Annotated in this window: 24 protein-coding genes; 12 read left to right on the top strand and 12 right to left on the bottom strand. The window is 69.4% G+C overall.

All coding sequences use genetic code 11. The features are described 5' to 3' along the window. Position 1: 1 nt before the first annotated feature. Genes ACFY36_RS09555 through ACFY36_RS09520 form a run of 8 tightly spaced genes read right to left on the bottom strand, consistent with a single transcriptional unit; the run spans position 2 to position 6,021 of the window. Positions 2-463 (bottom strand): hydrogenase maturation protease, encoded by a 462-nt coding sequence (locus ACFY36_RS09555; protein WP_499745469.1) that lies wholly within the window; start codon positions 461-463, stop codon positions 2-4. Beyond that, positions 463-582, bottom strand: a complete 120-nt coding sequence (locus tag ACFY36_RS09550) for a DUF6893 family small protein (protein WP_499745468.1) — start codon at positions 580-582, stop codon at positions 463-465. Before ACFY36_RS09550 ends, ACFY36_RS09555 begins: the two co-directional genes overlap by 1 nt. Then, positions 579-1,598, bottom strand: a complete 1,020-nt coding sequence (locus ACFY36_RS09545; RefSeq protein WP_499745467.1) for a hypothetical protein — start codon at positions 1,596-1,598, stop codon at positions 579-581. The genes ACFY36_RS09550 and ACFY36_RS09545 overlap by 4 nt, the downstream gene beginning before the upstream one ends. Beyond that, on the bottom strand, positions 1,595-2,233 hold the full coding sequence (locus ACFY36_RS09540; protein ID WP_499745466.1) for a DUF6084 family protein: 639 nt from the start codon (positions 2,231-2,233) through the stop codon (positions 1,595-1,597). The genes ACFY36_RS09545 and ACFY36_RS09540 overlap by 4 nt, the downstream gene beginning before the upstream one ends. After that, a complete protein-coding gene (locus tag ACFY36_RS09535; protein WP_499745465.1) occupies positions 2,230-2,793 on the bottom strand; it encodes a DUF5947 family protein in 564 nt (187 codons plus the stop codon). The genes ACFY36_RS09540 and ACFY36_RS09535 overlap by 4 nt, the downstream gene beginning before the upstream one ends. Beyond that, positions 2,790-3,248, bottom strand: coding sequence for a NifU-related iron-sulfur-binding protein (locus ACFY36_RS09530; protein ID WP_499745464.1), 459 nt, complete (start codon positions 3,246-3,248; stop codon positions 2,790-2,792). Before ACFY36_RS09530 ends, ACFY36_RS09535 begins: the two co-directional genes overlap by 4 nt. Then, complete coding sequence (locus ACFY36_RS09525; protein ID WP_499745463.1) at positions 3,245-5,008, bottom strand: nickel-dependent hydrogenase large subunit; 1,764 nt, start codon at positions 5,006-5,008, stop codon at positions 3,245-3,247. Before ACFY36_RS09525 ends, ACFY36_RS09530 begins: the two co-directional genes overlap by 4 nt. Then, positions 5,005-6,021 (bottom strand): NADH-quinone oxidoreductase subunit B family protein, encoded by a 1,017-nt coding sequence (locus tag ACFY36_RS09520; protein WP_499745462.1) that lies wholly within the window; start codon positions 6,019-6,021, stop codon positions 5,005-5,007. The genes ACFY36_RS09525 and ACFY36_RS09520 overlap by 4 nt, the downstream gene beginning before the upstream one ends. Positions 6,022-6,153: 132 nt before the next feature. Here ACFY36_RS09520 and ACFY36_RS09515 point away from each other — a divergent pair, with 132 nt between their 5' ends. From ACFY36_RS09515 to ACFY36_RS09500, 4 genes are all read left to right on the top strand, one after another. Beyond that, positions 6,154-6,483: a hydrogenase maturation nickel metallochaperone HypA/HybF gene (locus tag ACFY36_RS09515; RefSeq protein ID WP_499745461.1), complete on the top strand. Its 330-nt coding sequence runs from the start codon at positions 6,154-6,156 to the stop codon at positions 6,481-6,483. Positions 6,484-6,504: 21 nt separating this feature from the next. Continuing rightward, the gene (gene hypB, locus ACFY36_RS09510) at positions 6,505-7,152 is read left to right on the top strand and encodes a hydrogenase nickel incorporation protein HypB (protein ID WP_499745460.1); all 648 of its coding nucleotides are present in this window, start codon (positions 6,505-6,507) and stop codon (positions 7,150-7,152) included. 165 nt (positions 7,153-7,317) lie between these two features. After that, positions 7,318-7,503 carry a hypothetical protein gene (locus ACFY36_RS09505; protein ID WP_499745459.1) on the top strand — a complete coding sequence of 62 codons (186 nt, stop codon included), beginning with the start codon at positions 7,318-7,320 and terminating at the stop codon, positions 7,501-7,503. A 139-nt stretch (positions 7,504-7,642) separates the two neighbouring features. After that, positions 7,643-7,846 (top strand): cold-shock protein, encoded by a 204-nt coding sequence (locus ACFY36_RS09500; RefSeq protein WP_097323584.1) that lies wholly within the window; start codon positions 7,643-7,645, stop codon positions 7,844-7,846. Positions 7,847-7,899: 53 nt separating this feature from the next. Here the strand turns inward: ACFY36_RS09500 and ACFY36_RS09495 are convergent, their stop codons facing one another. Then, entirely contained in the window at positions 7,900-8,511 is a 612-nt protein-coding gene (locus ACFY36_RS09495; protein ID WP_499745458.1) for a DUF1345 domain-containing protein, read from the bottom strand. 104 nt (positions 8,512-8,615) lie between these two features. Between ACFY36_RS09495 and ACFY36_RS09490 the strand changes: the two genes are divergently transcribed. Then, on the top strand, positions 8,616-9,332 hold the full coding sequence (locus ACFY36_RS09490) for a hypothetical protein (RefSeq protein ID WP_499745457.1): 717 nt from the start codon (positions 8,616-8,618) through the stop codon (positions 9,330-9,332). A 1-nt stretch (position 9,333) separates the two neighbouring features. Here the strand turns inward: ACFY36_RS09490 and ACFY36_RS09485 are convergent, their stop codons facing one another. Together ACFY36_RS09485 and ACFY36_RS09480 are read right to left on the bottom strand one after the other, a co-directional pair. Further along, positions 9,334-11,085: a Gfo/Idh/MocA family oxidoreductase gene (locus ACFY36_RS09485; RefSeq protein WP_499745456.1), complete on the bottom strand. Its 1,752-nt coding sequence runs from the start codon at positions 11,083-11,085 to the stop codon at positions 9,334-9,336. Then, positions 11,082-12,110 carry a LacI family DNA-binding transcriptional regulator gene (locus ACFY36_RS09480; RefSeq protein WP_499745455.1) on the bottom strand — a complete coding sequence of 343 codons (1,029 nt, stop codon included), beginning with the start codon at positions 12,108-12,110 and terminating at the stop codon, positions 11,082-11,084. Before ACFY36_RS09480 ends, ACFY36_RS09485 begins: the two co-directional genes overlap by 4 nt. Before the next feature lie 100 nt (positions 12,111-12,210). Here ACFY36_RS09480 and ACFY36_RS09475 point away from each other — a divergent pair, with 100 nt between their 5' ends. From ACFY36_RS09475 to ACFY36_RS09445, 7 genes are read left to right on the top strand one after another with little or no spacing between them, the layout of a single operon-like run. Next, the gene (locus tag ACFY36_RS09475) at positions 12,211-13,434 is read left to right on the top strand and encodes an amino acid ABC transporter substrate-binding protein (protein WP_499745454.1); all 1,224 of its coding nucleotides are present in this window, start codon (positions 12,211-12,213) and stop codon (positions 13,432-13,434) included. A 5-nt stretch (positions 13,435-13,439) separates the two neighbouring features. After that, on the top strand, positions 13,440-14,315 hold the full coding sequence (locus ACFY36_RS09470) for a branched-chain amino acid ABC transporter permease (protein ID WP_499745846.1): 876 nt from the start codon (positions 13,440-13,442) through the stop codon (positions 14,313-14,315). Beyond that, positions 14,299-15,324: a branched-chain amino acid ABC transporter permease gene (locus ACFY36_RS09465; RefSeq protein ID WP_499745453.1), complete on the top strand. Its 1,026-nt coding sequence runs from the start codon at positions 14,299-14,301 to the stop codon at positions 15,322-15,324. Before ACFY36_RS09470 ends, ACFY36_RS09465 begins: the two co-directional genes overlap by 17 nt. Beyond that, the gene (locus ACFY36_RS09460; protein ID WP_499745452.1) at positions 15,321-16,037 is read left to right on the top strand and encodes an ABC transporter ATP-binding protein; all 717 of its coding nucleotides are present in this window, start codon (positions 15,321-15,323) and stop codon (positions 16,035-16,037) included. The genes ACFY36_RS09465 and ACFY36_RS09460 overlap by 4 nt, the downstream gene beginning before the upstream one ends. Then, positions 16,027-16,782, top strand: coding sequence for an ABC transporter ATP-binding protein (locus ACFY36_RS09455; protein ID WP_499745451.1), 756 nt, complete (start codon positions 16,027-16,029; stop codon positions 16,780-16,782). The genes ACFY36_RS09460 and ACFY36_RS09455 overlap by 11 nt, the downstream gene beginning before the upstream one ends. 57 nt (positions 16,783-16,839) lie before the next feature. Further along, the gene (locus tag ACFY36_RS09450) at positions 16,840-17,739 is read left to right on the top strand and encodes a LamG-like jellyroll fold domain-containing protein (RefSeq protein ID WP_499745450.1); all 900 of its coding nucleotides are present in this window, start codon (positions 16,840-16,842) and stop codon (positions 17,737-17,739) included. Between the two features lie 5 nt (positions 17,740-17,744). After that, the gene (locus ACFY36_RS09445; RefSeq protein ID WP_499745449.1) at positions 17,745-19,820 is read left to right on the top strand and encodes a PQQ-dependent sugar dehydrogenase; all 2,076 of its coding nucleotides are present in this window, start codon (positions 17,745-17,747) and stop codon (positions 19,818-19,820) included. A gap of 41 nt (positions 19,821-19,861) precedes the next feature. Here the strand turns inward: ACFY36_RS09445 and ACFY36_RS09440 are convergent, their stop codons facing one another. Next, the gene (locus ACFY36_RS09440) at positions 19,862-20,563 is read right to left on the bottom strand and encodes a hypothetical protein (protein WP_499745448.1); all 702 of its coding nucleotides are present in this window, start codon (positions 20,561-20,563) and stop codon (positions 19,862-19,864) included. Positions 20,564-20,610: the final 47 nt, after the last annotated feature.

Here is a 20,610-nt window from a genome sequence, read left to right as displayed (position 1 = left end):
CTCACCCGAGCCGGGACAGCACGGAGCGGACGGCGGCGATGGCCTCCGGGATCGCCGCCGTGACCGACGGGCTCAGCCCGATCCACTCGGCCGTGGTGGCGGCGCGGCAGCCGACCAGATAGGTGACCGGCAGCTTGCCGCCCAGGTGTTCGAGATGCGCCAGCATGGCCGCCGGGTCCATGCCGTGCGCGTCGAAGTCCCGGTCGGCCAGGTCGTCGGCGTTCACCTTGAGCAGCACCACCTCGCCCGGGCGGCCGCCGCCGGGCAGCGCGTCGACGAGGATCAGCGCGTCGTAGGCGTCGAGCAGGTCGTACGCCAGGTGCAGGCCGCGGATGCCGTAGTCGGCCACCCGCACGCCCGGCGGCAGGTCCTCCCCGGCCAGCCGCCGCACGACCTCGGGGCCGAAGCCGTCGTCGCCCAGCAGGACGTTGCCGACCCCGGCGACCAGCACCCGGTGCGTCATCACATCGCGCGCATCCGTGCGTAGCGCTGGATGTCCGGCAGCGCTCTCACGAGCTCGACGGCGACGGTCACGGCGAGGGCCGCGAGCGCGGCGGTGGTGACGAAACCGATGAGTCTCACAGCGGCTCCAATTCGTCGGGACTGAAGTAGAGGTAGCGGCCGTACCACTCGTGCAGGTCGCCGGCCGGGTCGTCGAGCAGCGTCAGGGCGACGTGGGTGCCGCCGTCGACGTCGTCCAGGACCGCGGCCACCCGGGCCACCCGGCCCGCGAAGAACATGTCCTGGGCGTCGGCCCGCCGCCGCGGGCGCACCCGGACCAGGGCGCCCGGCTCGGGACCGGCCGGGCGCAGCACACCGTGCAGCCGGTCGAGGCCGGCCGGGGTGAGCGCGTCGCACCGGTCGACGATCGCGCCCGCGCGGGGGTCGGTGGCGCGGGCCTCGGCCTTCTCGGCCTCGGTCAGCGTCATCACCCGCAGGGTGAGGATCTCGTCGATCTCGGTGGAGTCGAACAGGTCGCCCGGGCTCTGCTCGGCGATCCGCGGATGGTCGTACAGGATGATCGGCGCGGCCAGCATGACGTCGTCGTCGCCGGCCAGCACCGGCCAGCACCGGTGCTGGCGGCACTGCGGGGCGCCGGGCGGCGGGTCCTGGGCCGAGGCGAAGCGGCCGCCCTCGGCCACCAGCACGAGGTGGGCCGCCAGCAGCGAGCCGCGCAGGGCGGCGTCCTTGTCGGTGGCCTCGTCCGGGCATTCGTTGGCCACCTCGACGGTCAGCCGGATCCACCCGCCGACCGGCTCGCCGGTGATCCGGACACTGGCTGCCAGTCCTTCCACCCGCACGGTCACCGCGGCCGGCAGGCCGACGCGGGGCAACGCGATCTCGTGTTCCACCGGCTTGCCGCCCTGGAGTTTCAGGAAACGCAGGTGAACGCGGACGCCGGTCGCGGACGGGGTCAGCAGGCACTGGGCCGACATGGCCGGTTCCTCGGCGAAGGCGGCGGCCGTGGCCCGCGGCGGCCCGAGCACGCCGAACTGCCAGCGCGACCGGTTCTTGATCGCGCCGGCCCGGTACGGATAGAGCAGGTAACCCTCGTAGAGAACGGCGTCGGCCACCGCCCGTACGGCCTCGATGCTCATGTCTTCCCGCCCGCCGCCAGCAGCGCCCGCACGGTCTCGTCCCAGCTGGTCAGGCCGCGCGAGGCCCGGAAACGGGCCAGCTCGTCGAGCAGCCCCGACTCCAGGCGCAGCCAGCCGGTGCCCGGGAAGTACGACTCGATCATCCGCCGCCACACCGCGACCGGCAGGCGGTAGCGGGCCTCGCAGTCCCACGGCACCCGGGTCACCTCGAAACCGCTGCCGCCGCGCAGGAACACCGTGCCCGAGAAGAGCAGGCTCAGCGGCACCTCACCGGCCTCCAGCGAGTGCAGATAGCGGGTGCCGATGACCTCGAGGTCGTACGTGCAGGGCAGTGCCAGATCGGCCTCGGTGTGCCCGGTGAAGCCCTGCACGGTGGTGTCGCACTGCATCCACACGAACGGGCGCAGCGTCTGCCCCCACCGGGCGCGCTCGCCGAACAGGCCGAGCAGGCCGTCCTCCTCGGCGCCGGTGTAGGTGCGCAGATGCGGCTCGATCCGCACCTGGCAGTGCAGCGCGACGGCGTGCACCCGCTCACCGGTCGTCTGCGCGATCCGCAGCCGGGCGGTCAGCTGCGGGGCGACCGCCCACGGCTCGGCGGTCACGTCGAGCACGCTGAAGTCGTATCCGCCGCTCACGCCGGCCGGCTCCGCTCGCGCACCCCGGCGAAGAAGCCGTCGAGCACGGCCCGCGCCTCGGGACCGCCGTCGAAGCCCCGCCACTTGTCGCGCAGCCGCCCGGCCAGGCCGTAGCAGGCGTCGATGGGCACCAGGTGGCACGTGCCGTCGTACACCAGCAGCGCCTCGACGTCGGGGACCAGCAGATCGAGCCGCGGATCGTGGAAGGTCAGCGGCAGCTCGGACTCGGTGGCCCCGGCCGGTCCCGGATAGAGGGCGACCACCCGGCCCAGGGCCGAGTGGTGGAACAGGAAGGCCAGCCCGACCGGAACCTCCAGGGGCAGGCCGTCGGGGAAGGACAGGTAGCGGCGCGGCACCGAGCGGTAGCGCTGCCGCGCGGCCGGATCGGTGAACAGCAGGTAGCAGGGACGGCAGCCGCACATCAGCCGCCGGGTCTCCCGGTCGACCACGTGCCCGTGCTCGGGCCCGATCGGCTCGGCACACATCTCGCACCGCTCGCCGGCCGCCGCGGGCCGGTGCCGGACGGCCCGCCGCAGCGCGGCCAGCGGCGGCCCGGTCATCGCCGCTCCGCCACCCGGGCGAACAGCGCCGACACCGGGATCACGGCCTGCGAATGCTCGATGTGGATCTCCTCGACCTCGGGCGCGGCCGCCTCGACGGCCTCCCGGACGGCGGTGGTGTCGTGGTGCGGGCGCACACGAAGGCGTACCACCTCGCCGGTCTGAAGAATCTCGAGGTCGCCGAAGGCGGCCAGGGCTTGTTCGACACGCGTCGTCAGGTCGTACGGATGAAGGCCGTGCACCAGCAGCAGACTCGCTACCAGTTCGTCACCGGCGATAGCGTCGAGCAGGCCGTCGCTCAGCGCCCCGTGCTCGTGCGCGAGGTCGAGCATCCGGTGCAGCCCGGCCCCGTAGAGGTCGGCCACGAGCCGGACGAGGTCCTCGGCCGGCTCCCCGCCGGCCGCGATCAGCGCGTCGATCCGGTCGCCCGCCGCCCGCCAGTCGTCGCCGCTCACACCGCACCCGCCGACTGGGCCGGTGAATGCAGCAGCTCCAGCTCCTTGCCCCCGCCCAGATACATGTGCACGCCGCACGGCAGGCACGGGTCGAAGCTGCGGACCGTACGCATGATGTCGATGCCCTTGAAGTTGTCCCGGTCGTTCTCCTCGAAGATGGGCTGGCCCTCGACCGCGTCCTCGTACGGGCCCGGGGTGCCGAAGCTGTCGCGCGGGCTGGCGTTCCACGGTGTCGGCGGGTACGGGTGGTAGTTGGCGATCTTGCCGTCGCGGATGACCATGTGGTGCGACAGCACGCCGCGCACGGCCTCGGTGAAGCCGCAGCCGATGCCGTCGGTGGGCACCTCGAAGCGCTCCCACGTCTTGGTGCGCCCGGCCCGGATCTCGGCCAGGGCCTTCTCGGCGAAATGCAGGGCACAGGCGGCGGCGTACGCCTGGAAGTACGTCCGGGCGCGGTTCCGCTCGATCGTGTTGCTCCAGCGCGGGATCGTCCACTCCAGCTCCACCGGGGGCTTGAGCGCGGTCTTGGGCAGATTGATCCGCACGCTGTTGCCGGTGGCCTGGACATATCCGATGTCGACCATGCCGGCCAGGGCGGTCGTCCAGAGCCGGGCCAGCGGGCCGCCGCCGGTGTCCAGGGCCAGGTAGTCGTGCCCGTCGTACCAGCGCGGCGACATCACCCAGCTGTACTTGCCGTCCAGGTCGCGTTTCTGCGGATGGGGATGGGTGTGCTGGTTCCACGGGTGGCGGTGGTCGACCGGGTTGCCCAGCGGGTCCCGGTTCACGAAGATCTCCTGGCCGGCCCAGTCGTCGTAGTAGGAGGAGCCGAGCAGGATCCGGATGCCGAGGTTGATCCGTACGAGATCGGTCGTGAGCAGCTTGCCGTCGACCACGACGCCCGGGGTGACGTACATCTTCTGACCCCAGGCCGTCATGTCGGCGTAGCTGAAGTTGCAGTGTTCCGGGTCCTGGAAGGACCCCCAGCAGCCGAGCAGCACGCGCCGGTCACCCACTCGCTCGTAGCCGGGCAGCGCCTCGTAGAAGAAGTCGAACAGGTCGTCGTGCATCGGCACGACCTTCTTCATGAACTCGACGTAGCGCATGAGCCGGCTCAGATAGTCGGTCATCAGCTGGATCGTGGCGACCGTGCCGACGCCACCCGGATAGAGCGTGGAGGGGTGCACGTGGCGGCCCTCCATGAGGCAGAACATCTCGCGGGTCATCCGGCTGACCTGGAGCGCCTCGCGGTAGAACTCGCCGCTGAACGGGTTGAGCGAGCGCATGATGTCGCCGATGGTGCGGTAGCCGTGCGCTCCCGCGTGCGGCGCCTCGGTGTGGTTGGCCCGTTCCAGCACGCCCGGGTTGGTCTCGGCGACCATCCGCTCGCAGTAGTCGACCCCGACCAGGTTCTCCTGGAAGATGTTGTGGTCGAACATGTATTCGGCGGCCTCGCCCAGGTTGACGATCCACTCACCCAGGGGTGGCGGCTTCACCCCGTACGCCATGTTCTGCGCGTAGCAGGAGCAGGTGGCGTGGTTGTCGCCGCAGATGCCGCAGATGCGGCTGGTGATGAAGTGGGCGTCGCGCGGGTCCTTGCCCTTCATGAAGATCGAGTAGCCCCGGAAGATCGAGCTGGTGCTCTTGCACTCGGCCACGACCCGCTGCTTGAAGTCGATTTTGGTGTAGATGCCGAGGCTGCCGACGATGCGCGTGATGGGGTCCCACGCCATGTCCACGAGCTCGGTGTTCCGGGTGGTCATCGCGCCGCCTTCCGCCGGCGCCACTTCGGCTCGCGGTCGAGCGTGTGCGTGGTGATGCCGCGCAGTCGCTTGACCGTCTTGCCGTAGGCGCCGATCGCCCTGGTCGACAGGCCGCCGCCGGGCGGCGCGTCCATGAACGGCATGAACTTGTCGGGGAAGCCGGGCATCGTGCACCCGATGCAGATACCGCCCACGTTCGGGCAACCGCCGACCCCGTTGATCCACCCCCGCTTGGGCACGTTGCACCGCACGGCCGGGCCCCAACACCCCAACTTCACAATGCATTGCGGTTCCCCGTACGCCTGGGCGAAGTCGGCCTGCTCGTAATATCCGGCCCGGTCGCAGCCCTCGTGGACCGTGCCGCCGAACAGCCAGACCGGGCGCAGCGCGTCGTCCAGCGGGATCATCGGCGCCTGACCGGTGGCCTGGTAGAGCAGGTAGGTCAGCGTCTCGGCCAGGTTGTCGGGCTGGATCGGGCAGCCCGGGACGCAGACGATCGGGATGCTGGCGGACGACTTCCACTTCCAGCCCAGATAGTCCGGGACGCCCATCGCCCCGGTCGGGTTGCCGGCCATGGCGTGGATGCCGCCGTACGTCGCGCAGGTGCCCACGGCGACCACGGCCAGCGCCTTGGGCGCGAGCCGGTCGAGCCAGGCGCTGGTGGTGATCGGCTGGTCCTGGCCGGGATCGTTGCCGAAGCCCGACCAGTAGCCCTCCTCGTGCAGCCCCTCGTTGGGGATCGAGCCCTCGACGACCAGCACGAACGGGTCGATCTCGCCCCGCTCGGCCTTGAAGAACCAGGAGAGGAAGTCGTCGGCGCCGCCGGCCGGCCCGCACTCGAAGTCGATCAGCGGCCAGTGCACGGCCACCTCGGGCAGGCCGGGCAGCGCGCCGAGGGCGATCTCCTCGATGCTGGGCTGGGTGGCGGCGGTCAAGGCGACCGAGTCGCCGTCGCAACTGAGCCCCGCGTTGATCCACAGTAGGTGGATCTTCTGATCCTGTGCTGAGGGCATGGCAGGACCGCCCCTCCGGGTCGACACTGATCCCGTCTGTGACGCGCCTAACACCTTAGTGGAGCACTGTGTAACCATGTCAACGAACGAACGGCTGACATCTGTGCTGATCATGGCCTTGCGGAGGCTCGGGTGCACGAGTTGTCGATCACTCAGAGTATTGTCGACATCTGCTGCGATCGGGCCGCCGGCCGGCGCGTGGTCAGCGTCCGCGTCCTGATCGGAGCGCTGACCGCCGTCCTGCCGGACGCCATGCATTTCTGCTTCGACGTGGCCACCCGGGGCACGGCGGCCGAGGGGGCGCGGCTCGACATCGAGCGGCGGGCGGGCGCCGTGCACTGCCAGGACTGCGGTGCCGACACCGAGTTGACGGACTTTCTGCTGCTGTGCCCCTGCGGCAGCGCCGACGTGCGGGTCGTCGCCGGGAACGAGCTTCACATCGTGTCGATGGAGGTGGGCTGAGCCGTGTGTCTCTCGCATGAAGTGGTCACTCTGGAAGAGCGGGTGCTGGCCAAGAACGACTCTCTGGCCGCGGCCAACCGGCATCGGCTCGCCGCGTCCGGCATCGTCGCGGTGAACCTGATGAGCGCCCCCGGGGCCGGCAAGACCACCCTGCTCGAGCGGACCATCCGCGAGCTCGGCCCGTCGCGGCCGATCGCGGTGATCGAGGGCGACCAGGCGACGCCGCTGGACGCCGAGCGCATCCGCCGCACCGGCTGCGCCGTGGTGCAGGTGAACACCGGCGCCGGTTGCCACCTCGACGCCGCGATGGTCGCCCGTGCCCTCGACGACCTCGACCCGCCCGACGGCGCGCTGCTGTTCATCGAGAACGTCGGCAATCTGGTCTGCCCGGCCCTGTTCGATCTGGGCGAGGCGGCCCGCGTGGTGATCACGGCGGTGACCGAGGGGGACGACAAGCCGCTGAAATATCCGCACATGTTCGCCGCGGCCGGCCTCGTGCTGATCAACAAGACCGACCTGTCGCCCTACGTGCCCTTCGACCTGGACGCGTGCCGCCGGCACGTCGCCATGGTCAGCCCGGCGGCCAAGGTCATCGATCTCTCGGCGGCCACGGGCGCGGGAACGGCGGCCTGGTACGAGTGGCTCGCCGGTATTTTCGCCGTCTTATGATTTCGTGGTCCTGAAATCGTTTCGCGTTGCCGATTCGTGCTACGGTCTGCTCTCATTTCTTCCGTCTGCGGGCGGCCGATCTTCCGTCTGCGGCGGCCGACTGATTCAGCGGTCGCCGCAGGCGGGCACCATCCTGCCGGAGCGCTCCGGAAAACGAGGGAACAAATGATCGTTGCACGGCAGCTCATCGTCGATGAGCTGCGCCGGCGCGGCCAGTCCAGGCGGGCCGAGTTCGTCGAGGAGCAGTTGCCCGACGAGGTCGACTCCACGCGGCACGGTGGTCTGCTCGCCACCCTGCACATCGACCTGACCGAGTTGACCGAGGCCGCGGAGCGCCGATCGGCCGATTAAATTGCTTTCTGTGCTACGGTGGCCCGCGTTGCGGTGTTGATTTTCCCTAGGCGTTTCTTTCCATTCCTTTCGCCAGCGTGATCAATTCGGTGACGTACCGCGTCTTTCATGTCCGCAGGTCCGCAGGGAGAAAAAGATCATGGCTACCGGCACAGTGAAGTGGTTCAACGGCGACAAGGGCTTCGGCTTCATCACCCAGGACGGCGGCGGCGCCGACGTCTTCGCCCACTTCTCGGCCATCCAGACGTCCGGCTTCCGCAGCCTCGAGGAGAACCAGCGCGTCGAGTTCGACATCGCGCAGGGCGCCAAGGGCCCCCAGGCGGAGAACATCCGCCCGCTCTGACTTCCACTTGACCGATGGCCGGCCTCCCGCGCGGGAGGCCGGCCATCGGCATGTCAGCCGGTGATGACGCTGACCGCGATACCGATCGTCGCCGTGTTGTAGACGAACGACAGGATCGAGTGCGACAGGATCTGCGCCCTGATCTTCGACGTCCGCGTCTCGACGTCGGACACCGAGAAGGTCGTCCCGAGCGTGAACGAGAAGTACGCGAACTCGACGAACGTCGGCCGCTCGGTGCCGGGGAAAGCAAGCGGTCGCTCATCGGCCGCGTAGAAGGTCTTCGCGTAACGCTCGGCGTAACCGAAGTGCAGGATGCCCCACGCGAACAGCACGGCCGGCAGCCCGACGACCTTGGCCAGCAGCTGCTGGTCCCCGTCGCTGATCACGATGGCCAGCCCCGACGAGATGCCGACCAGACTGGTGAAGATCGTGAACGCCAGCCCCATCCGGCCGCCGATGCCGCGGGCGAGCCAGTCGTTGCTGTCGTTGCGATGGCTGCGCCGCAGCCGCTTGATGCGGATCGCCAGGTACAGGACCGCGATGAGGTCCCAGAAGCCGAGGGCGGCGAACTCCCACGGATCCTCGAGCGAGATGACGAGTACGCCGAGAATGACGAGCGCTGCCTCGATGATGCGAGACAGGACGAGCGTGGCCTTGCCGGTCATGACGTCCCTAGAAGTGATCAGATCGATAGATGCACCGCTAAGACGGCCCCCATCGACCGTGGTTCACTTCTCCGGCTCACGATCTCGACGAAAGCACGGGGGCTATGCGACACATGGTGGTTGGTCTGGCGGTGGTGCTCGGCCTGGCCGGATGCTCCGCGCCGGAACCTGAGGAGGCCGTACGCCGGCCGGAGGCGGCACCCAGCGTCTCGCTGCCGGCCGACCCGAAGGCGGCCCTGGGCGTCGGGGTGGGCAAGCTGGGCACGCAGTCGGCCCGGGTGAGGTTCCGCATCGGAACCGGCGAATGGATGGACGACGGCGAGATCACCGGAGTCGTCGACGAGACGGGCCGGAACTACGAGATCGCCGCGCCGGGCTACGCCATCCGGCGCGTCGGGGACGACGCCTGGCTGAAGCTGACCACGAAGCCGGAACAGGAGCCGATCGACGAGAAGGACATCGGCAAATGGGTCCCGATGTCCGCGACCGAGTTGGACGACACGATCACGCTGGGCTCCGGCTTCCCCTGGGAGCTCCCGCGGGGAACGGTGACGGAGGGCTCGGACGTCACTCGTTCCGCCGACCGTTCGTTCCGGGGAACCTCGATCCGGCAGCCGAAGGCGAAGGACGGGCACTTCGCCGCGGAACTCGACCAGTCGGGCCGCCTCACGCGGGTGACCAGCGGCATCGGCGAGTCCTTCGACAACCTCTACGTGCTCGAGTTCTCCGACTTCGGCACGCCGGCCCCACTCGAGGCGCCCCCGGCCGCCGAGGTGATCGACCAGCCCGCCATCAACCTGTCCGTCGTGTGGATCCGGTAGATCATCCTGCAGGACCGGTCGCGACCACCTCGCGGCCGGTGTCGGCGGCCTCCTCGATGGCCAGGGCCAGGGCCTGGTCCTGCAGGCCCTGGGCCAAGGGGTACGGCGGTGGGCCGTCGCCGCGGATCCAGGCGGCCATCGCGTCGAGCAGGGTGGCGGTGGCGATCTCGTCGTCGTTGAAGCGGTGGCCGGGGTAGGGGTTGCGGTAGAGGACCCGGTCGCCGCAGAGGATGGTCTCGGTGTCGAAGCCGTTGAGGTCGAGGTCGTGCCCGCTCTGGCGGCGGATCAGCGGGGTGTGCGCGACGGTTCGCGGCGCCGGCATGTGGACGATGTCGTCGTCGTGGAGTTCACCGTGGGTGCCGCGAACCAGCAGGCGGCGGTGGCGCAGCAGGTTGCGGGTCTGCCCGGTGGTGAAGTCGTAGACGGCCGAGCGCCCGTCCCGAAAGTCGAGCGTGGCAATGGTCGTGGTGGCCGGCCGCGGCATTGGATCGTCAGTCCACCCGGACCGGTCGAGCGGGGCGAGCAGCGGCGCCTCGGTGCGCACGGCCCGAACGGACGCCGGGGCAAGCCCTACGCCCAGCATCCCGCGAATGAGCGAGATCGCATGATGCTGCTGGGTGGACGAGACGTGCACCTGAGTGGCGGCTCCGATGATCCCCGACCGAACCGCGGCAAGCCGAGCAGCATGCGACGGCATCAGCAGATATTGCTCGGCGACTTGCACAAGCCCCGATTCACCAACCGCCGCCCAGAGCTCCCGCAGTCCCCACAGCCCGGGCACTTCCCGCGCCGTGCCGGCTTCCCGCGCCGTGCCGGCTTCCCGCGCCGTGCCGGCTTCCCGCGCCGTGCCGGCTTCCCGCGCCGTGCCGGCTTCCCGCGCCGTGCCCATCTCCCGCGCCGCGCTCGCCGTCCGGGTTTCGCCGGCCTCCCGTGCCGTGCCTGCCTCTCGCGCTTCGCCCGTCGTCCGCGCCTCGCCCGCCGTCCGCTCCGCGCCCACCGTCCACGCTTCGCCGGCCTCCCGGGTCTTCCGCGCTTCGCCCGTCGTCCGCGCTTCGCCGGTTTCCCGCGCCTCCCGTAAGCCGAACAACGACGAGGTGCCGGAAATATGCGGAAAATTGTGCGAATGCGTTGGTGAGGACGGCTCTGCGGGCGAGGGCGGCTGGGTGAGAGACGGCGTCGCTTCGGGGGCGGACGGTTTGGCGGGCGGCGGCGGTTGGGTGAGTGAGGATGACGCGGCGGGTGAGGGCGGCTGGGTGAGGGACGGCGTCGCTTCGGGGGCGGACGGTTTGGCGGGCGGCGCCGGTTGGGTGAGTGAGGATGACACGGCGGGTGAGGGCGGCCGGGTGAATGACGGCGTCTCGGCGGGCGAGGAGGGCTTGGCGGGCGACGGCTGGGTGAGTGAGGACGGCTTGGCGGGGGAGAACGGCTGGGTGAGCGACGGCAGCTTGGCGGACGAGTGCGGCGCGCTGGGGCGGGGTGTGGGGTTGGCCGGTGGCGTCTCGGCCAGGACGGGGAGGCCCAGGGCCACGGCCTCGAGGATGAACACGTAATTGGCCGCCGGTGGGATCGCGGTCACCAGGAAGTCAGGGCGGGTCTGGCGTATGCACTCTTCCAGGGTCAGGAAGGTCGGCACCGGCAACTGGCGCTGTGTGCGCACCACCGCTCCCACGCATTCCAGGCCGGGTAGGGACTGGGCCAAGCGGTAGTACGCGGCGGCCCGGAAACCGAAGCCCACCAAAGCGAACGACGTCATGCGGCCGGGCCGGTGGAGTCTCGGACGATCAGCTGGTGGCCGGTTCGGCGGCGGCGGGGGCGGGTCGCCCTCGGCTTCAGGGCCAGGTCGAGGGCCATTCTCCCCATGTCGGTCATCGGCAGGCGGATCGTGGTCAGGCTCGGGGCCAGGTCGGCCGCCACCGAGACGTCGTCGAAGCCGACCACCGACATGCGGGCCGGCACCGCTATGTCGTGCTCGCGCAGCGCCGACAGCACGCCCATCGCCATCGCGTCGTTCAGGGCGATGATGGCCGTCGTCGACGGGTGGTCGCGCAGGATCCGCTCGGTGGCCACCCGGCCGCCCTCGCGGATGAAGTCGGTGTGCAGCACCGGCATCGCTGCCGGGTCGAGGCCGTGGGCCCTCATCGCCGCCGCTACGCCGGCCATCCGGTCGGTGACCGTGGTCAGGGCGGCCGTGCCGGCCACGATCGCGATGTTCCGGTGTCCCAGCCCGATCAGGTGCTCGCCCAGCGCGAACCCGCCCGCCTCGTTGTCCGGCAGCACCGCGTCGGCGCCGAGGCTGTGGCGGCCGATCACCGCCAGGCGGCCGCCGTTGCGCTCGTAGAGGCTCAGGACCTCGCGCGCCGACGACTCCACCTGGGGGTCGCTGTATCCGGAGCCGGCCACGATGATGATGCCGACCCGCTGGGCGATCAGGCTGCGGATCTGCCGCAGCTCGTGCGACGGGTCGCGGCCCGAGTGGCAGATCTGCACCAGCAGGCTCTGCTCGCCCGCCAGTTGGATGACGCCGCCGGCGATCTCCGAGAAGTACGGGTCGTCGACCTGGTGGACGACCAGGCCGACGGTCGAGCTGGCCCCGCCGGCCAGGGTGCGGGCGTACGGATTGGCGACGTACCCCATCTCGAGCGACACCTGCCGGACCCGGTCGGCCACCTCCTCGCTGACGCCGTCGCGCCCGGACAGGGCGCGGGAGGCGGTCGCGAGGGAGACACCCGCTCGTTGAGCGACATCGATGAGGCGAAGCCCGGGGCCCGGTTTCGGCATCGTTAACTCCCCAGCTATTGCCAGTGATCTATGGCACAGGTTAGCGTACGTAAGCGCTTTCGGAAGCGCTTTCGTGCTCGGTGCAGAGGAGCGTCCGAGAATGCCGATAAATTCTTTCCGCGCCATAACTACCGCGACCGCCGTGTTCGCCCTGGCCCTGACGGCCGGGTGTTCGGGAGATGATCAAGGCGGCGAAGGAAACAGCAACGACCCCATCGTCGTCGGCATCTCCCTGCCGCTGACCGGCGACTTCTCCGAGCCCGGCAAGGGTGTCCAGGAGGGCTACGAGGCCTGGGCCAAGGTCGTCAACGACAAGGGCGGCCTGCTCGGGCGCCAGGTCGAGCTGAAGATCCTGGACGACCAGTCCAATGCCGACCGGGTGGTCGCCGACTACGAGCAACTGATCGGCAAGGACCAGGTCGACCTGGTCGTGGGCCCGTTCTCCACCCGCCTGGTGGTGCCCTCGGCCCGCGTCGCCGAGGAGTACGACATGCTCTTCGTCGAGCCCGCCGGCGCCGCCAAGGAGGTCTTCGAGCAGGGCTTCAAAAACCTGTTCTACGCCGCCCCGGCCGTCGCCAACGACCACTACAACCACCTGGCCGAGCACATCCTGGCCCTGCCGCCCGACCAGCGGCCCAAGACGGCGGCCTACGCCGCCATGGACGACCCGTTCGCGCAGGGCACGGCGTACGGCCTCAAGGAGAAGCTCGAGGCCGGCGGCGTCAAGACCGTCGTCAACGAGGTCTACCCGCCCAACACGACCGACTTCAGCGGCATCGCGGCCAAGGTCGCGGCGGCCAAGGCCGACGTGCTCGTCGGCGGATCCCAGTACCAGGACGGCGTGAACCTGATCGTCGCCCTCCAGCAGCTGGGCTACCAGCCGAAGCTGGCCGCGTTCTCGACCGCGCCGACGAACCCCGAGTTCGCCAAGGCGATCGGGAACAAGACGACCGGGATCCTGTCGCCCACCGGGTACAGCCAGGACGCTCCGTACGAGAGCAACAAGGAGTTCGTCGAGAAGTTCAAGGCGCAGTTCGGCAAGGCGCCCGAGGAGGACCAGGCCAACGGCTACACCACCGGCCAGGTCGTCGCGGCCGCGGTCACCGCGGCCGGTTGCGCCGAGCAGGGCGAGTGCCAGAAGAAGCTGGTCGACTGGCTGCACTCGAACAAGGTGGACACCGTCGTCGGCCCGCTGAGCTGGGACCAGACCGGTAAGCCGCAGGGCGCCCACATGATTCAGCAGTGGGTGGACAACGACATCAAGATCGTCCTGCCCGCGGACGTCAAGGAGGCCGACTTCGTCTATCCGAAACCGGCCTGGTGACGCTGATGCTGGTCTTCCAGAGCATCCTGCTCGGCCTGCTGCTCGGCGGCCTGTACGCCCTGCTCGCCTCCGGGCTGACGCTCTACTTCGGCATCATGCGGGTCGTGATGATCGCCCACTCGGCGTTCCTCATCCTCGCCGCCTATCTGGCGTGGTGGATGCACGACCGGGTCGGCATCGACCCGCTGCTGTCGATGGTGGTCACGGTTCCGCTGTTCTTCGCGGCCGGTGTCGGGTTGCAGCGCCTGCTGCTGACCCGGCTCCGGCCGGCCACCCTCACCATGATGTCGGTGCTGCTGACCTTCGCCATCGCGCTGACCGTCGAGGGCCTGCTCGGCTACGCCTTCTCCGGCACACAGCGCCGCGTCCAGCTCGGCTACAGCTCGGCCAGCTTCGAGATCTTCGGGGCCAGGATCGCGGTGGTCAAGCTGATCGCGTTCGTCCTGGCCGTCGTGGCGCTTTCCGGCCTGTACGTCCTGATGAAGCGCACCAGGTTCGGATGGGCCCTGCGGGCGACCATCCAGCATCGTGACGCGGCCCGGCTCCTGGGCATCGACACCGAGCGGGTGGCCGGGTACGGCTTCGGCATCGGCCTGGCCACCGCGGCGATCGGCGGCACGGCGCTGTCGCTCGACACCACCATTTATCCGTCGCTGCACTGGCACTGGATCGGCCCGCTGATGGCCATCATCGTGGTCGGCGGCCTGGGCAGCGTGCCCGGCGCGGCGGCCGCGGCCATGGTCCTCGGGATGGCGCAGAGCCTGCTGCAGATCCCGATGGGCACGACGTGGGCCCAGACCGTCTTCTACGTGGCGCTGTTCGCGACGCTCGCGTTCCGGCCGCAGGGATTCTTCGGAGGACGCCTTGCCCAACGCTTCTAGGAAAATCCTCATCGGCGCGGCGATAGCGCTGCTCGCCGCCGCGATCCTCGTCTTCCCGAGCCTCGCCCCCAACCCGTACATCCTGTCCTCCGGCGTCCTGGTCCTGAACTACGCCGTGCTGGCCACGTCGTGGAACTTCGTCGGCGGCTTCACCGGCTACATCTCGCTCGGGCACGGCGCCCTGGCCGGCCTCGGCGGATATGCGACGGCGCTGCTGGTCGTCAAGGCCGGGCTGCCCTCGTTCGCCGCGCTGGCGGTGGCCGCCCTGCTCGTGGCCGCGCTCGCCGTGCCGATCGGCATGGCCGCCCTGCGGGTGCGCGGCGCCTCGTTCGTCATCGTCTCGATCGCGCTGGTGCTGATCCTGCTGCTGGTCTTCCAGAGCTGGGCGTCGTTCACCGGCGGCTCCCGCGGCCTCGTCGTGCCCCGCCCGTTCGACCTGAGCCGCCCCGAGCACCACCGGGTCTTCTACTACCTGTTCGCGGCGCTGCTCGCGATCGCGGTGCTGGCGTGGTGGCTGATCGACCGGTCGCGCTTCGGGCTCGGCCTCAAGTCGATCCGCGAGGACGAGGACAAGGCCGAGGCATTGGGTACGCCCACATTCGCCTACAAACTCATCGTCTTCGTGGTCTCCGCGGGTTTCACCGCCCTCGCCGGTGGTCTGTACGCGCTGTGGTTCGGCGACCTCGACCCGGTGTTCCAGTTCTCCATCCTGACCGGCTCCTATCTCGTGCTGATGGCCCTGCTGGGCGGCGTGCGCAACCTGTTCGGCCCGGTGGCCGGGGCCATCCTGGTCGGCACGGCCCTCGAATACTTCAAGGTCGAGTACGGCGACACCCCGCTCCATCTGGTCGCCACCGGCGTGCTGCTCGGCCTGGTCGTGCTCTTCATGCCCGACGGCGTCCTCCCGGCCATCGGTGACCTCCTCAAACGTTTCGACCGCACGAGGAAGTCTTCCATCCGCGAGGTGACAGCAGCCGAACTGGCCGAACAGCGAAAGGCGGCGGTATGAGCCTCGCGACGCACGAGCTGCGGAAGGCGTTCGGTGGTGTGACCGCGCTCGACGGGGCCACCGTCGAGTTCCAGGCGGGCAAGGTCAACGCTCTGATCGGGCCGAACGGCTCCGGGAAGACGACCTACTTCAACTGTGTCACCGGCATGATCAAGCCGGACTCGGGGCGCGTCACCTACAAGGACCGTGACCTCACGGGCAAGGCGCCGCACCGGATCGCGCGGGCCGGGCTCGGCCGCACGTTTCAGCTGTGCCGCACGTTTCCGCGCATGACGGCGCTCGAAAATGTCCTGGCGGCCGTTCCGCATGGCGGTCTGCGCTCGTTCCGGACACAAAACGACATCGAGCGGGCCATGAGCTGGCTGACCCGGCTCGGCATCGAGCACCTGGCGCAGAGCGAGGCCCGCGACATGTCGTGGGGGCAGCAGAAGCTGCTCGAACTGGCCGGGGTGCTGATGGCCGAGCCCGAGACGGTGCTGCTCGACGAGCCGGCCGGCGGCGTCAACCCGGCGCTGCTCGACCGGATCGGCACCCTGATCCGCGAGCTCAACGCCGAGGGGCGCACCTTCGTCATCGTCGAGCACAACATGGACCTGGTCATGAGCATCAGCGACCACATCGTGGTCTTCGACCGGGGACGGCCCATCGCGGAGGGACCACCCTCGGTCATCCGCACCGACGAGCGCGTGCTGGGGGCGTACCTTGGCGTCTGAATTTGAATTTGAACTGGTCGATGTCCAGGCCGGATACGGCCGGGCGGCGCCGGTGTTGCGCGGCTTCAGCGTCAGCGTCCCGGCGGGCGCGATCGTCTGTCTCGTCGGGCCCAACGGCGCCGGCAAGTCGACGGTGCTGAAGGTCGCCGGCGGGTTGCTCAAGCCTCGCGAGGGCCGGGTGATCGTCGCCGGGAAGGACGTGACCGGCGCCGGGCCGCAGCAGATGCTCGGTCACGGAGTGTCGCTGGTGTTGCAGGGACACTCCGTGTTCCGCGAGATGACCGTCGAGGAGAACGTGCTGCTCGGCGCCTACACGCTGCGTGACCCGGTGAAGAAGGCCGAGCGCGTCACGTTCGTGAAGGAGATCTTCCCGGTGGTGGCCGACCGCTGGGGATCGCTCGCCGGTCTGCTCTCCGGCGGGCAGCAGAAACAGGTGGAGTTCGCCCGGTCGCTGATGGTGGATCCGAAGGTCGTCCTGCTGGACGAGCCCTCGATGGGACTGGACCCCAAGGCGACCAGCACGGTGTTCGAACAGGTCGTGCGGATGCGCGACGCCGGAACGGCGGTGCTGCTCGTCGAGCAGAACGCCCGGCGCGCGCTGGAGACCGCCGACCTCGGGTGCGTGCTCGATCTCGGGCGCGTGCACATCTCCGGGCCTGCCCGGCAGCTTCTGGCCGATCCACAGCTCGGGGAGCTCTATCTCGGCGGCCGTCCCGCCGAGGTCCAGGTGCCACCGAAAATCTGAAAGGTCGTCCTTGTGAGACGAACTGGAGGAATCGCTGTCGCGTTGGGAATCGCGCTAGTGGCAGCGGGATCACCTGTAAGCGCGGACGCACCGGGTCCGCATGACGTCCATCCGTCCCTACGCTCCTCGGTCGTCGCGCTCTACGACTTCGACCATCCGGTCCCCGGCGACACGGCCCTCGAACGGGACCAGGGCCGCTCCGGCACCGAGATCGAGCTCATCAACGGCGGCGCCGCCCAGCGCGTGCGCGACGCGGCCTATCGCGGGGCGGGAAAAGCGCTCCAGACCCGCCAGATCAATCCGGCTTCATTGGGGAACGACGACTGGAAGGCCGGGATCTTCGCGCAGCCCGGCGTACGGACGCTGCGAGCCTTCAACGCGGTCGGTGGAACGACCGTCATGGGCTGGTTCAAGCGCTCCATGGACGGTCCCGCTCCGAACACCGTCACGGCCGACCCCGATGACCTCTACAACGCGATCGGGCTCGCGGGCGTTCTCACGGGCGACTCCGACGGGCATGGCGTACGAGCCCTGCTCGAACTGATCGACGTGAACGGCACCCTGCGGCTGGTCGCGCTGGGCCGGCGGCTCGACGGCGGGAACTCGCAGACCTTCGCGGCGAACGAGGACTGGAAGACGCTGCTGCCCAAGGACAGGTGGGTGCACATCGCGGCGACCTTCGACTTCAACGCCGGGACGATGGCGCTCTACCGCGACGGCCGGCCGGTCGAGGGCTTCTACACGCGCACGGACGACCCGTGGCTGGTCGCCGGGCCGGGCCCGCACGTCACCACCGCGAGCGACCCGCGCGGCATCAAGATCGGCGGGAGCTTCCCGCAGAACACGGTCGAGCGCAATCCGTGCGACTGCCGGATGGACGCGCTCACCTTCCTCGACCGGTCGCTGTCCGCGCGTGAGGTCGCCGCCCAGTACCGCTATTACTTCCAACGGGGATGATGTTCATGAGACGGTTCCTCCTATCAGCCGCGGTCATTCTGTCCACATTGGTGGCCGCTCCGACCGTGGCGCTCGCCGCGCCCGTCGGTGATCCGATCGACGACCCGATCCCGGTCGAGCCGGTCGCCTCGTCGCTCGGGCTCGAACTCACCGAGTACGCGTCGTTCCCGCAGTCGTTCACCCAGCCGCCGCTCACCGATCAGCGGCTCAACCGGATCGCGCGCATCAACACCATTCTCGAGGTGCCGGACGGCTCGGGACGCCGCGCGGTGCCCGATCTGAACGGCAACCTCTATCTGGTGAAGAACGGCGTGCCGCACGTCTATCTCGACGTGCGCGCCCAGTTCCAGCCGCAGTTCTTCTCCGGGCGCGGGCTCGGGCAGGGCTTCGGCTACGTCACGTTCCACCCGGACTTCAAGCAGAACGGCGTCTTCTACACGATCCACACCGAGCAGGCGTCGCAGACCACCGCGGTGCCCGACTATCAGCAGACGGGCACGCTGTTCCACGGCGTCATCAACGAGTGGACGGCCACCGACCCCAAGGCCGACACGTTCGCCGGCACCCATCGTGAGGTGCTGCGGATCGGGTTCGGCGGGCAGATCCACGGCATTCAGGAAATCAACTTCAACCCCACGGCCCGCAAGGGCACGGCCGAGTACGGCAAGCTCTATCTCGCGGTCGGGGACGGCGGTCTGGGCGTACGGAACACCGATCCTCAGAATTTGGCCCTGCCGCACGGAAAGCTGTTGCGGATCGACCCCCGGGGCACGAACGCGCCGAACGGGAAGTACGGCATCCCGGCCGACAATCCCTTCGTGGGGCGCGCGGGGGCGCTCGGGGAGATCTACGCGCTCGGATTCCGTGACCCGCACCGGTTCAGCTGGGACCGGGCGACCGGAAAGCTCTATCTCGGGCACATCGGCGAGAAGTCGACGGAGGCCATCTACGAGGTGCGCGCCGGCGACAACATGGGCTGGAGCGAGCGCGAGGGCCGGCTGTTGTTCGACCGCGCCGCGACCAATGTCTGCGACCGGCTCTACCCGCTTCCGGCGGACGACGCGCAATACGGTTACACCTATCCGGTGGCGTCCTACGACCACAATCCGGCGCCGGGCTGGAACTGCACGGACGACGTCGGCGTGGCCGTCGCGGGCGGTTTCGTCTACCGCGGCACCGACATTCCGAAGCTGCGCGGCAAATACATCTTCGGCGACCTGGTCGCGGGCACGGTCTTCTACACCGAGGCGAACGAGATGCGGCGCGGGCAGGCCCCGGCCACCATCCACCGGCTGCACCTGTTCACGCCGGCCGGTCAGTCCGTACGGATGCAGGAACTCTCCTCGCCGGGCGCGCCCGGTGACCCCAACCGCGTCGACCTGCGCTTCGGCACTGACGCCAAGGGCGAGCTCTACATCCTGGCCAAGGCCAACGGCAAGATCTGGAAGGTGACCGACGCCGCGTACTTCGCCGACGAGAAGGTCGGGAACACGCGCGTGACCAACACCGCCGCCGCGGCCAACTGGGCGCCGGTGACCCCGTCGAAGTGGCGCTTCGAGAACGGCCAGGTCATCCTGGCCGAGGCCGGCGAGGCCCGGCCGGGCCCGCGCCGCCCGTTCGAGTACGCCGTGCTGACCAAGGGTCCCGCGTTCTCCAGCGTCGAGATCACGGCCCAGGTGCGCCTGGACGAACCGGTCGAGGTCACCAACCGTGACGTGATCATCGTGTTCGGCTACAAGTCCGACACGGAGTTCTACTACGCACATCTTTCGACCGACAACACCATCTATCCGCACAACGGCATCTTCAAGGTCAACAACGCCGACCGTGAACGCATCGACTATCAGTGGAACGGCCGCTCCCGGGGCGCCAACCCGGCCATCGTCGACGCGGCCTGGCACAACGTCCGCGTGAAGCACGTGCCGTCGACCGGCGAGATCGCCGTCTACGTCGACGGCAACTGCGACCCGCTGATGACCGCCCGGGACACCACCTTCGGCTCGGGCCGGGTCGGCTTCGGCTCCTTCGACAACATCGGCCGCACCCGCGACTTCAAGGTGACCGGAACCCCGGCCACCTGACCGGAGACCGGCCGGGTGGGTTTGTGCCCACCCGGCCGGCTTCACCAGATCCCGGCCGCGAGCGTGTCCACGTACTCGAGCTCGATCACCTCGGCCGCGGGCGGCGCCTGAAGCTCCACCGAAAGCCCGAAATCGGAGAACCTGTACTCGTAGACGTCGTTCGGCGATCCACCGGTCCCGACGCCCAGCCGCGTGATGCGGCCCGCCTCGTCGAGGTCGGCCGAGAAGTGCGAAGCCTTCAGCGAGTCGGTCGGCGTCGCGCCACGGAAGGAGCGCTCGCCGGCCCGTACGATCTCCGAGCCGTTCTTCACCGCCCGGCGCGGGAGCCGCCAGGGAAAGCCCTCGCGGAAGGTCTGGGTGGTCTCGATGTTGAACACCGAGCGCCGTATCCACTTGTTCAGATCCTTCTCGTGGAAGAACCACTGATCGGCCGGAACACTCTCGGGCCGCTTGAGGACCTTGAGCCAGACGTCGTCGCCGATCCGCCGCACCACATAGGACTCGCCGGTGATCTCGTAGGTGGTCCCCGCAGCGTCGACCACCCCGGCGCCCCGCGGCCCGCCCGGCCCCAGAGTGAACGCGACCCGCGCCGACTGCGTGCCCAGCTTCCCCACCCCGACGTCCAGCGCCGCCTTCGCATCGGCCGGCAGCGAGACGCTGACCGCCACCTCCGGCTTTCGCACGTCGTTCTCCGGCGCGGCGCAGGCGGACAGCCCGAGCACCACCGCCAGACCAACCATCATGTGCCGCATAGCCCCCGTGCTTTCTCCGCCCTGATCCGAGCCGGAGA

The organism is Actinoplanes sp. NPDC000266, from assembly GCF_042899005.1.
Classification (GTDB): Bacteria; Actinomycetota; Actinomycetes; order Mycobacteriales; family Micromonosporaceae; genus Actinoplanes.
Note: the sequence above shows the minus strand (reverse complement) of the source record. Positions and strands in the feature narration are given on the sequence as shown.